This is a genomic window from Granulicella arctica (genome assembly GCF_025685605.1).
GTDB lineage: Bacteria > Acidobacteriota > Terriglobia > Terriglobales > Acidobacteriaceae > Edaphobacter > Edaphobacter arcticus.
This window is the reverse complement of record NZ_JAGTUT010000001.1, coordinates 716,735-729,199: the sequence shown is the minus strand read 5'-3', so window position 1 is coordinate 729,199 and position 12,465 is coordinate 716,735. Positions and strand designations below refer to the sequence as shown.

General features: G+C 59.0%; 8 protein-coding genes. 5 read left to right on the top strand and 3 right to left on the bottom strand.

Annotated elements, in window-relative coordinates:
• Positions 1–336: 336 nt before the first annotated feature.
• Positions 337–1,626 (top strand): phosphopyruvate hydratase, encoded by a 1,290-nt coding sequence (eno, locus tag OHL20_RS02950; protein ID WP_263384939.1) that lies wholly within the window; start codon positions 337–339, stop codon positions 1,624–1,626.
• A gap of 2 nt (positions 1,627–1,628) precedes the next feature.
• Here eno and OHL20_RS02945 read toward each other — a convergent pair whose 3' ends face one another.
• Positions 1,629–2,957 carry an enolase C-terminal domain-like protein gene (locus tag OHL20_RS02945; RefSeq protein ID WP_263381721.1) on the bottom strand — a complete coding sequence of 443 codons (1,329 nt, stop codon included), beginning with the start codon at positions 2,955–2,957 and terminating at the stop codon, positions 1,629–1,631.
• 139 nt (positions 2,958–3,096) lie between these two features.
• Between OHL20_RS02945 and gpmI the strand changes: the two genes are divergently transcribed.
• Entirely contained in the window at positions 3,097–4,695 is a 1,599-nt protein-coding gene (gene gpmI, locus OHL20_RS02940) for a 2,3-bisphosphoglycerate-independent phosphoglycerate mutase (protein ID WP_263381720.1), read from the top strand.
• Between the two features lie 60 nt (positions 4,696–4,755).
• On the opposite strand, the gene OHL20_RS02935 is transcribed toward gpmI, so the two are convergent.
• Positions 4,756–5,031, bottom strand: a complete 276-nt coding sequence (locus tag OHL20_RS02935; RefSeq protein WP_263381719.1) for a rhodanese-like domain-containing protein — start codon at positions 5,029–5,031, stop codon at positions 4,756–4,758.
• 343 nt (positions 5,032–5,374) lie between these two features.
• Here OHL20_RS02935 and OHL20_RS02930 point away from each other — a divergent pair, with 343 nt between their 5' ends.
• Genes OHL20_RS02930 through OHL20_RS02920 form a run of 3 tightly spaced genes read left to right on the top strand, consistent with a single transcriptional unit; the run spans position 5,375 to position 9,339 of the window.
• Complete coding sequence (locus tag OHL20_RS02930) at positions 5,375–6,808, top strand: sigma-54-dependent transcriptional regulator (protein WP_263381718.1); 1,434 nt, start codon at positions 5,375–5,377, stop codon at positions 6,806–6,808.
• A gap of 3 nt (positions 6,809–6,811) precedes the next feature.
• The gene (locus OHL20_RS02925) at positions 6,812–8,758 is read left to right on the top strand and encodes a sensor histidine kinase (protein WP_263381717.1); all 1,947 of its coding nucleotides are present in this window, start codon (positions 6,812–6,814) and stop codon (positions 8,756–8,758) included.
• Positions 8,755–9,339 carry a hypothetical protein gene (locus OHL20_RS02920; protein ID WP_263381716.1) on the top strand — a complete coding sequence of 195 codons (585 nt, stop codon included), beginning with the start codon at positions 8,755–8,757 and terminating at the stop codon, positions 9,337–9,339. The genes OHL20_RS02925 and OHL20_RS02920 overlap by 4 nt, the downstream gene beginning before the upstream one ends.
• A 47-nt stretch (positions 9,340–9,386) precedes the next feature.
• Here OHL20_RS02920 and secA read toward each other — a convergent pair whose 3' ends face one another.
• On the bottom strand, positions 9,387–12,419 hold the full coding sequence (secA, locus tag OHL20_RS02915) for a preprotein translocase subunit SecA (protein ID WP_263381715.1): 3,033 nt from the start codon (positions 12,417–12,419) through the stop codon (positions 9,387–9,389).
• Between the last annotated feature and the right edge of the window lie 46 nt (positions 12,420–12,465).

Below are 12,465 nucleotides of genomic sequence, written 5' to 3'. Positions count from 1 at the left end.
TAGAATCTGGTTCGCTAGTGTCGAGCGTAGAGGGTTGCGCGGCGGTTCGGGATGAAATCGTGCGAAGGGAATCGACGCGGTCAATAGACTTCGGTTTACGGCTGTGGTGTGTATGGAGACTGTGGATTCACCGGTCTGTGAGCATGTGGCACTCAGAGCTTGCTAGAATTCGACCTAGTGAAATCGAATGAAGTAGAACTAGTGCAGTCGATTGGCGGGACGACGGGTGGCTCAATCGCTGTCGACCGCCGAGCCAAATTGAACGACCGCATGAACCATCGCGTCGTGCAGCAGCAGCAGCGCGCCACGCCTAACTCAAAGGAAAACAGGACAGCCATGACCGAAATCGTCTCCATCCACGCACGCGAAATTCTCGATTCCCGGGGCAATCCTACTGTTGAAGCTGATGTGGTTCTGGATGGAGGAGCGCGTGGGCGTGCCGCGGTGCCGAGCGGTGCCTCGACGGGCGAGCACGAGGCGGTCGAGTTGCGCGATGGAGATATGGAGCACTACCTCGGCAAGGGCGTGCTGAACGCGGTCGAGAATGTTGAGACGATTCTTTCGCCGGAGCTTGCAGGGATGGATGCGACGAACCAGCGGCTGATCGATGCGACGATGATCTCGATCGATGGTACGGAGAACAAGTCGCGGCTGGGTGCGAATGCGATTCTTGCGGTGTCGATGGCCTGTGCACGGGCCTCGGCGGAGGCGCTGAAGATTCCGCTGTATCGCTATCTTGGTGGCGTCAATGCCTGCATTCTGCCTACGCCGATGATGAACATCCTCAATGGCGGTTCGCATGCGGACTCGAACGTGGACTTTCAGGAGTTCATGGTGATGCCGGTAGGCGCGGAGACGTTCTCGGATGCGCTGCGGTGGGGGACGGAGGTCTTCCATACCCTGAAGGGCGTGTTGAAGAAGAAGGGTTACAGCACGGCGGTGGGCGATGAGGGCGGCTTTGCTCCGTCGTTGAAGTCGAATGCCGAGGCGATCGAACTGATCCTTGAGGCGATTGAGTTGGCGGGCTATCGGCCGGGTGAGGATATCGCGCTCGCGCTCGATCCAGCAGCGAGCGAGTTCTACAACAAGGAGACCGGGCGGTACGTCTTCAAGAAATCGGACAAGTCGGAGAAGACCTCGGCGGAGATGGTGAACTTCTGGGAGTCGTGGGTGCGGCAGTATCCGATCGTTTCGCTTGAGGATGGACTGGCGGAGGATGACTGGGACGGCTGGAAGCTGATGACGGAACAGATCGGCGATGTGCAGCTTGTGGGGGATGACCTGTTCGTGACGAACACGAGACGGCTGCGCGAGGGTATTGAGAAGAAGGTGGCGAACTCGATTCTGATCAAGGTGAACCAGATCGGGACCGTTTCTGAGACGCTTGAGGCGATTGAAGTGGCTCGGCGGTATGGCTACACGAGCATCATTTCGCATCGGAGCGGCGAGACGGAAGACACGTTCATCGCGGATCTGGCAGTGGGTACAGGTGCGGGACAGATCAAAACGGGCTCGGCCAGCCGGACGGATCGGATTGCGAAGTACAACCAGTTGCTGCGGATCGAGGAAGAGCTTGGCCAGTCGGCGGCGTTCCTAGGAATTGAGTCGCTGAACTTCGGTGAGTAAGACTACTCGCTCTTCCAGACGGTCTGGGATTCAATCTTCGCGGGGTCTAGCTGGACGTTGAATCCGGGGCCGGTGGGGAGGGCGATGTGGGCTCTCTCCACCGTGAGTGGATTGCTCTCGAAGTGGTGATAATGCTTCATCTTGTTGACGAGGTACTCGCCCATGGGAAACGTCATGGGCGACTGGCTGGCGATGACGTGGATCGCGGCGCGCAGGCTATGTCCGTGGGGCAGGACGGGAACGTCGTGGAGGGAGGCGACGGTGCCGATGCGCAGGAGTTCGGAGGTGCCGCCACACCACTCCGGATCAGCCTGAACGACGGAGAGCGCGCCAGCCTGCAGGTAGCGTTCGACCTCCCATCGACCGTAGAAATGCTCGCCTGAGGCGATGGGTACGGTGGTGCTGCGGCGCATGGCTGCGAAGCTGTCGATCTTTTCGGGATGGGTTACCTCTTCCATCCAGTGTGGACGGTACTTCTCAACCTGGTGCGCCCATTCGAGGGCGTAGTCCTGATCCCAGCCGCTATAAGCGTCGAACATAATGCCGGCGTCATCGCCAAGGGTCTCGCGCAGGATGCGGACGAGTTCGACGTTCTTGCGCATGCCTTCGGGTCCGGATCCGGGACCATATCCCATAAACCATTTCTGGTAACGGAAGCCCTCTTTCTGGATGGCGAGGCAGCGGGTGCGGACTGCATCTGGATCGAGCGAGAAGCCGAGGCAACTTGCGTACATCTCGACAGAGGCACGGGTGGGGCCGCCGAGCAGACGGTACACGGGTACGTTGTAGAAGCGGCCACGAATATCCCAGAGAGTGTTGTCGACGGCGCTGATGGCCATCATGAAGATGCCATCGCGCGACTGTCGATTGGAGCGGTACATCTCGTCCCAGAGAGCTTCGCCCGCGAGCGCATCTTTGCCGATGAGGAAGGGGCGCAACTCTTCCTGCACGATGAGCGCGGCGCTCTTCTCAATAGGGCCGTAGAGTCCGTCGATGCCATCTGCGGTGCGGATGCGCAGGTAGGTCGCGGTGGTGTGGACTTCTTTTGAGCCTGAGGGTTTATCGGCGTAGGGCGCCGGTCGAAGGTCGTCGTAGACATCGAGCGGGTTGACCTGGGGCTGGCCATCTATGCCGGCTGCGGTGGTGTAACGTCCATGCAGTTCGAGTACCTCGACGGCGCTGATCGTTGCGGAATGGATTGCCGAAGGGGACTGCACGGCGAAGGCGTAGTTGCGAGTGCCTGCGAAAAAGCTCGCCGCTGCGCCGAAGAGGAAATGACGGCGGTTGGGCTGTCGCGTGTGCGTAAGAAGAGGGTGTTTGGGGGCGCTCATCGAATCCTCGTCGTGCGGGCCTGTTTAAGTTCGGGGTAAGCATATAACTAAATCGTTTGTGCTGGCTTGCGTGATGCTGTCTGGGTGTCAGACATTGCGTGTGTGCCGGGCTTGTCCAATCTTGCTATTCTTGGCTTGCATGCCGAAACCGATTGTTTTGACGATTCTTGATGGCTGGGGCTACCGTGCTGAGACGCACGGGAATGCTATCGCGCAGGCGCGGAAGCCTGTCTATGACAAGTTGCTGGCGGAGTACCCGAACACGCTGCTACGAGCGAGTGAGAAGTTCGTCGGTCTGCCGGATGGGCAGATGGGAAACTCCGAGGTCGGACACCTTAATCTTGGTGCCGGGCGAATTGTGCGGATGGATATGACGCGCATCGATACGGCGGTGATGGATGGCAGCTTTTTTACCGACCCGACCCTGACGCGGGCGTTCGAGCTTGCAGGACAAAAGGGGCGGGCTCTGCACCTGCTTGGCTTGCTTTCCGACGGTGGGGTGCATTCGCACCAGAGACATCTTTACGCGCTACTGCGGATGGCGGCGCAGCATAAGCTGACGCGTGTCTTCGTGCATGCGTTTATGGATGGGCGTGACACGATGCCGACGAGTGGGGCGGGCTACGTCGAGGAGTTGGAGCAGAAGTTTCGCGAGTATGGTGTGGGAAGGCTTGCGAGCCTGTCGGGGCGCTACTTTGCGATGGATCGTGACCTGCGATGGGAGAAGGAAAAGCAGGCTTTCGACGCAATGGTGACCGGCCAGGCTGAAGGTGGCTCCTATGCTGACCCGATGGCACGGATTCGGGAGTGCTACTCAAATGGCGTGACGGATGAATTTCTGCCGCCGTTTACCTGTGTCGACGGCGATCAACAGCCAGTCGGGCTCATTCGTGATGAAGATGTTTGTATCAGCTTCAACTACAGAGCGGATCGGGTGCGGCAGGTCACGCGGGTGCTAACGCGCAATTCGGGGCTTACGGCCGATGGCGGGGCCGCACTTCCGAAGGCTGCGGAGCTGGATATGGAGATTCCGCGGCACACTGTTCCCCGTGACCTGCACTACGTCTGCATGACGCAATATGACAAGAATTTCAAGCTGCCGATCGTGATACCGGCGGAGTCGATGGACAACCTGCTGGCGAACTTGTTGTCCCAGGCGAATCTGCGAAACCTGCGAGTTGCGGAGACAGAGAAGTATGCGCACGTGACGTACTTCTTCAATGGCGGTATCGAGAAGCCGTTTCCGGGTGAGGAGCGGGAGTTAGTGGCATCGCAGAAGGTGGCTACCTATGATCTTGCGCCGGAGATGTCGGCAGCGGGGATTGCAGATGCAGTGATTCGAGCGGTGAACGATACGGCGTTCGATGTGGTGATCGTGAACTTCGCGAACGCGGATATGGTCGGACACTCAGGCAAGATGGAGCCGACGATTCGAGCGGTGGAGACGGTCGATACGCAGCTTGGGCGGATCTATCAGGCGATCCGGCAACGGGGTGGCAGCCTGCTGGTGACAGCGGATCATGGCAATGCGGAGATGCTGATCGATCCGGCTACGGGTGGTCCACATACGGCCCACACGACCAATCCGGTGCCGTTCCTGCTGGTTTCAGACCAGGGTGGAGCGGTGCGGGAGGGTGGGAGCCTGCGGGATATCTCGCCTACGGTGCTGGGGCTGCTGGGGCTAGATCTGCCGCGGGAGATGACTGGCGGGGACTTGCGGGTGGCTTCAGGAAACTGAGGCGGAGCGGCGGAGGAAGAAGCAGATTCCTCCGCTTTGCTGCGAAATGACCAGCGGGGGCTAGTAGAGCGGAACGGTTTGGTCGATGGTGCGCGACCAGTGATCGATGCCGCCTGCCAGTGACTGCGCACGCTCGAAGCCTTGCTGCCGGAGCCACATGGTGACGCTCAGTGACCGTGCTCCGTGGTGGCAGAGGACGACGATGTGGTCGTCGGGATCGAGTTCCTGGTGAACGCGGGAGGGGATTTCTCCCATCGGAATGAGGATTGAATCCGGCAGATGTGCTGCCTGGTACTCCCACGGCTCGCGTACGTCTAACAGGATGAGCTTCGGCATATCGGGTTCGGTGGGCTGTTGGCGGTATGCGACAAAAACTTCCGGGGTGATCTCGGCTTCTAGCATTCTTTAAGAATAACGTGAGGATGTCGACATCCAGAAATTACCGAAGAGCGGCAAATATTCGGACTGCCATTAGGTACGTTACTTGGGATGACTAATTTATAAGTTGCGGACGGCATAGGTAACTTGGTGTCAGCAATGTCACATAAGTCCCTCATCGGTGCGAAACTATAACATAGCGACGTGCCTGCTGATATCACGGGCGTTTTTTTTACGTCCTAATAGGAAATAAAGTCCCAGTGCGCGATGTTGGCGAGGCATATAGATAGGACGGTACAGGTTGGAGAAGGTTTTAATTGTCGAGGATGAGCAGAACGCCCGTACAGGATTGACAGAGCTGGTCGAATCCTGGGGGTACAGGGCGGAGTGTGCTGCAGATGGTGCAGAGGGGTTGGAGCGAGTCATTCAGTGGTCCCCCTCGATCGTTGTCACCGATCTGATGATGCCAAGGATGGATGGCATGGAGTTGCTTAGTCGGTTGATGGAGTTGCCGCAGCGGGTTGCCGTGGTGGTACTGACCGCGCAGGGGTCGATTGAATCGGCCGTTGAGGCAATGCGCATGGGCGCGTACGACTACCTGCCGAAGCCGGTTGAACCGGTGCGATTGAAGACGATTCTGCAGAACGCGAGCCGCCAGCGCGAGGCCGACGTTGCGCTTGAGGTGACGAGAAGACAGCTGCGGGATACGGGTGTACTCGGTCCGCTGGTAGGAAATTCGCCGGAGATGAAGGCAATTTTTACGCTGATCGAGCGGGTCGCTCCGTCGAACGTTTCAGTATTGGTAACGGGCGAGAGCGGGACTGGCAAGGAGTTGGTGGCTCGTGCTCTGCACGATCTAAGCTCCCGCCGGAACAAGCCGTTTGTGGCTGTGAATTGTGCGGCAATCCCGGAGACGCTGATTGAGAGCGAGATCTTTGGGCATGAGCGCGGTGCGTTTACCGGTGCAGTGGAACGACGAGCAGGATGTTTCGAGCTGGCTGAAGAAGGAACGCTGCTGCTGGATGAGATCGGCGAGATGCCGGCAGCCACACAGGCGAAGCTTCTGCGAGTGCTCGAAGACCGCAAGCTACGGCGTCTGGGTAGCAAGGTCGAGACACCGGTTGATGTACGGGTAATCGCAGCGACGAATAAGAATCCGCAGGAGGCTGTAGCCAACGGTGAGCTCCGGGGCGATTTGTTCTATCGCTTGAATGTCTTCAACATCCAGATGCCTCCTCTTCGAGGGCATCGTGGCGACGTGAAGCCGATCGCGGCGAAGATGATCGATGCTATGAACGAGCGGCACCATTGCTCCGTCTCTGGATTGACGGACGGACTACTTGCACGGCTCGTGGCCTATGACTGGCCGGGGAATGTGCGCGAACTGCGAAACACGATCGAACGCGCGACGATTCTTGCGGGCACAGGTCTTCTCGGGATCGAGCATCTCCCGCCGCGCTTCGGCGAGCCGGGATTTGCCCCGGCTGCGCACGGAGCGATGCCACGCGGCGTGCCGATGTACGAGATGGCGCCCCAGCGGCAGACTGCAGACGATAACGCGGTTCGCGTTCAGGTGGGTACAACGGTCAACGAAGCAGAGAAGCAGTTGATTTTGCGGACACTGATCTCGACGCACAACAACAAGACGAAGGCTGCGGAGATACTTGGCATCAGCTCGAAGACGCTGCAGAATAAGTTGAAAGAATATAACGCAGCTGCCAACGGAGTTTCCTAGCCAATGCGCTTGAGGACGAAGCTGGTGCTATCGGCAATGGGAATGACCTTTGCGATAGTGCTTCTTTTGTCTGCCTTGTTCCTGGGCGCATTGCTGAAACAGCGCATCTCTCAGACGAACTCCGACAATGAGGTGCTTGCTCACGAAGTGGTCCTGATGACGCGCCAGGCGATTGAGACAGGCCTGCGCGAGCATCCTCCCATTGACCGCTCGGATGAAGCCTTGCAGGCGGCAGTACTGGACGCTCTGCGCAGCCACGATCCTCTGGCCGACATCATGAACGCGATCATCCGATACTCGCCTACCGTGCAGGAGGTGAGCGTCACCAATGCGCGTGGTCTTACGCTGGTGAGTACCGATCCGGACTCCCTCGATCAGCAAGCGAGTTCACTCATGAGCCTCCGCGAGGTGCGTGATGCAAGCATCTGGCTCCAGGTTCGGGAGATGTTCGGCAAGCCACATGTGCTGGATATTGCTGTTCCTCTGGATAGGAACGGTCTGCCATTTCTCGTGGTGCATGTGGGACTGAGATCGAGTTTTATGCGGGCGACATCCACACCCCTGCTTCGGACAGGATTGTGGGTCGCAATGGCGGCTGCGCTGGTCTCTATGGCGGCGGCAGCTTTGCTGGCCAATGCAGCGCTGAAGCCGATCAACAGGATCAGCGAGCAACTCGAGAAGCTGACACAGTCAGAGGTAGAGGAAGCACCGCAACCGCTGGTTCCGGCTTTGCGTTCAGAGAACGACGCTGTGGTGAGAGTAACCCGCACCATCGATAAGCTGGGTCGCCGCATGCGGACCACGGAGGCGGAGTACACTGCGCTGCAATCGAATCTGAACCAGATGCTCGACACGCTGCGGGACGGAGTTTTGTTATTTACGGCGGATCGCCGGGCCGTGATGGTCTCCGATGCGGTAGCTCACCTCATTGATCGACGCGACGAGATCCTCGTAGGCAAGCTGCTTGAAGACATTTTTTCTCTGGATTCGCCATTAGGAACAGCGGCGCTGACGGCATTCATCAGCGAATCCAAAACCACTGCTGAGACCGTTACTCTTGAAGATGGTCGACGCATCCAGCTCTCAATGAATCGTATCCACGATGCGAGTGGACGAGGAGAGGCCGGCGCGTTGATTACGCTACGCGATATGGAGTCTGCTGAGAAATTAGAGCAGGAGTTGGAGGTATCGCGCCGGCTAGTGGCAATCGGCCGCCTCACCGCAGGCGTTGGGCATGAGGTCAAGAATCCGATCAATGCAATGGTGCTTCACTTGGAACTGCTCCGCAGCAAGCTTGCTGGCGACAACGGGGATGCGGCCCGGGGAGCCCAGCGCCATGTCGATATCCTTGCTGGAGAGATGCAGCGCCTGGACCGCGTGGTGCAGACACTGGCCGACTTTACGCGTCCGATGGAGCTACACCTGGGCGAGTACGATCTCAGACGACTGATCGCGACTGTTGTCGAGTTGACTGGTACAGAGATGTCAGAGAATGGCGTTCAGATCGAGATCAAGGCCGCGGTGCCGCTGACTGTTTGTGTCGACAACGACCTGATACGCCAGGCTCTTCTCAACCTGCTTTTGAATGCGATGCAGGCGATGCCGCGCGGTGGCCTGATACGGATCGAAGCGCGTCGTGAAGGACAGAACGCAGTGATTGAGGTGATCGACGAAGGGGAAGGAATTTCTCCAGAGTTGCTGCCGCGTATCTTTGATCTCTACTTCACAACCAAAACGATGGGAAGTGGAATCGGACTCGCCATGACCTACCGCATTTTGCAGATGCACGGCGGCGCATTGGAAGTACGATCAAGTACGAACCCTCGGCCTGATTCACTTTCCGCTGGAACGACGTTTACATTGCGTCTTCCGGTAATTTCTGCGAGTTCCGGGGCTAACTCCCGCGAGCTGGGACGACTAAGAATGACAGAGTTGGAGAAACACTCTTGAAGAACATTTGGGCGGGCGGTGCGAAGGGTCGGCTAAGATGCGGCGCTATGAGCCTTGTGACGGCGTTGATCCTGAGTGGCTGCCATCATCGGCAGGCACCCCCAACGCTGCCGCCAATCCTGCAGGCTCCCGACGCCCAGCCACCAACCCCTGAGTCGCCGTCGATGGTCAGCCCGCCGCCGGACAGCGTCTCTCAAGCGCCTGCGATTAAAGTTACGCAGGCCAAACCAAAGCGTGCTTCCAAGAAGAATGCGGCCAAGGCGCCGGTAGTTGAGCCTGTGTCACCGCCAGTCGATGCGGCGATGGCTGCTCCGACGGCGGAGGGCTCGATCGGAGAGTTGTCGGCTGGCGGTGACTCCAGCCCGAAGACACAGCAGGCAACGGCAGAGCTGATCGAATCATGTGAGCATCGGGTCCAGGACCTTCAGCAGAGTGCACAAGGATCGCAGCCGGCGCAACTCCGCAACGTCAGATACTTTCTGAAGCAGGCGAAGCAGGCCTTGGGCACGGGCGATGCGGAGGCAGCCAAGACCCTGGCAACGAAGGCGAAGTTGCTGCTCGACGATCTCACTGCCAAGTAGACAAGAGATGGTACCCCGAGGCACCATTTCCAGCTCCTCAATGAGTCCTATGCGTCGTTGACACCGTGACATTGTTTGTACTTCTTGCCGGAGCCGCAGGGACATTTGTCGTTGCGGCCGACCTTCTCGCCGCTGCGCCGTGGTCCGCTGCCGTTGGCTGTTGGAGCACCTGCTGATCGCGCTTGCTCAAGCTCGCGTTTTTTCTTCTTCTCGAACTCGCGTTCCAGAGCGTCGATGGTGGTCGATGCTGGACGAGTGGGTACCGGGACAGCCTGTCGCTGCGGGGCGGCGGGAATGATGTCCGGTGTTCCTCCCGGTAGCCGTTGCTGGACCGCTGATTGCAGCTCAGGTACTGGCGATGCTTCCTGCTGAGGAGGTGCCTGGATTTGAGCCTGGGCAAGCTGCTCGGCGGTTTCGATCGGTGTGCCATCGGGGCCGATGATCTGCATACGGAAGAGGTGCCGCGTGGTGTCTTCCTGGAAGCGCATCATCATACCTTCGAACATCTCGAAGGACTCCTTCTTGTAGGCGACGAGCGGGTCCTGCTGGGCATAGCCGCGAAGACCGATGCCCTCCTTGAGGTGATCCATAGCGAGGAGATGATCCTTCCAAAGACCGTCGAGGACGGAAAGCATCACGATGCGTTCGTGGTAGCGCATGGCCTGTGCGCCGAGGATCTGCTCCTTGATGTCGTAGCGACCACGGAGCGTCTCGAAGATCTTCTCCCCAAGCTCGTGCCGGTTGAGTGTGGCGATGTCAACTTCGCTCTCAAGATGTGCCCCGAAGAGGTCGTAAAGCTGGCTGAAGATGGCCTCAGACTTCCACTCGTCTGCGTGGACCTTCTCCGGGGCGTTCTCATCGAGGATGTTGGAGAGGATCGTTGAGAGGTAGTCTTCCGTGATGAGCTGCTTTTGGTCGACACCCTCCATGAGCTGGCGACGAAGGCCGTAGACGGCCTCGCGCTGCTTGTTCATGACGTCGTCGTACTCAAGAATGTGTTTGCGCGATTCGAAATTCTGCGTTTCGACCGCCTTCTGTGCCGCTTCGATACGGCGGGAGATCATGCCTGATTCAATCGGCACGCCCTCTTCCATGCCCAGGCGTTGAAGCAGCGTGGAGACCCACTCGCGGGCGAAGATGCGCATGAGGTCATCTTCGAGCGAGAGGTAGAAGCGCGAAGCGCCAGGATCGCCCTGGCGTCCGGCGCGTCCGCGAAGCTGGTTGTCGACGCGGCGGGATTCGTGTCGCTCGGTGCCGATGATGTGGAGGCCACCGGCGGCCACGACCGCGTCGTGCTCAACCTGTGCTGCGGCAGCGTGGCTGGCGATGGCTCCGTCCCATGAAGCCTGTGTCGTCTCGAACTCTTGGCTCGCATAGTAGAAGCGGACCATGCCGGGAGCGGCGACCGGCGAAATGGCCCCTTCGGCGGCGGAGACGGCACGAGCCTGAGCCTTCTTGACGAGATCCTGCCGTGCCATGAAGTCGGCGTTGCCGCCGAGCAGGATGTCGGTACCGCGGCCAGCCATGTTGGTGGCGATGGTGACCATGCCGAGGCGTCCTGCCTGGGCGACGATCTCGGCCTCCTTCTCGTGGAACTTTGCGTTGAGAACGACGTGGCGAACGCCTTTGCGCTTGAGAATGTCGGAGAGCAGTTCCGACTTCTCGATCGACGTGGTGCCGACAAGAACGGGCTGCTTCTCGAGGTGGAGACGCGAGATCTCATCGGCTACGGCGAAGTATTTTTCCTTCGTGGTCCGGAAGACGACGTCGGCATTTTCCAGGCGCAGCATGGTGCGATTGGTCGGGACGACGACGATATCGAGCTTGTAGATCTTGTCGAACTCGGCGGCCTCGGTCTCGGCAGTGCCGGTCATGCCGGAGAGCTTCTTGTACATGCGGAAGTAGTTCTGGAAGGTGATGGTGGCGAGCGTCTGGTCTTCCTTGCGGATGGCCACGCCTTCCTTCGCTTCGACGGACTGGTGCAGGCCGTCGGACCAACGCCTGCCGGGCATGAGACGCCCGGTGAACTCGTCGACGATGATGACCTCGCCGTCCTTGACCACGTATTCGACATCGCGCTTGTAGAGGTTGTGAGCCTTGATGGCAGTTTCGACGTGGTGCTTCAGATCCCAGTTTTCCGGGTCGGCGATGTTGCCGATGCCGAGCAGGCCTTCGATCTTCTCCCAGCCTTCATCGGTGACGGTGATGGAGCGGGACTTTTCATCGATGACGAAGTCGCCTGACCATGTTTTGTTGTCGATGGTCTCAATGAGTTCGCCGAGCTCGAGGTTGGGAATGATGAGGTTGACGCGGGCGTACTTGTCCGTAGTCTGATCGGTAGGACCGGAGATGATGAGCGGGGTGCGGGCCTCGTCGATGAGGATCGAGTCTACTTCGTCGACGATGCAGTAGTACTGGCCGCGCTGCACCTGATCGGGAAGCTCGAACTTCATATTGTCGCGAAGATAATCGAAGCCAAACTCGTTGTTGGTTCCGTACGTGATGTCGGAGCCGTAGGCCTCACGGCGCTGCTGGTCGGAGAGGTCGTGGACGATGACGCCAACGGAAAGGCCGAGGAAGCCGTAGATCTTGCCCATCCACTCGGCATCGCGCTTGGCGAGGTAGTCATTGACCGTGACGACATGGACACCGCGACCGGCGAGCGCGTTCAGGTAGCAGGGAAGCGTGGCGACGAGCGTCTTGCCTTCGCCGGTCTTCATCTCGGCGATCTTGCCGGAGTGAAGGACAATGCCGCCGAGCATTTGAACGTCGAAATGACGCATGCCCACGATGCGCTTACCGGCCTCGCGGACGACAGCAAAGGCCTCGGGGAGGATGGCGTCGAGCGCAACCTTTTCTGCGGCGTAGAGGGCGTCGGCGTCATCGGCCGCTACGTTTGCGGATGCAATCGAATCAGCGATCCGCTGGCGAAACTCGACGGTCTTGTTGCGGAGTTGCTCGTCGGTGAGCGGCTCGACGGCCGACTCGAAGCCGTTGATCTGCTGAATAATTGGCAGAAGCCGTTTTACGGCACGTTCATTACTGGTTCCAAAGACCTTGGCAATAACTGTATTAAGCAACGTAGTGTCCTTCTCGGGGTGCGCGGGCGCGGGTCAGCCCATCGGT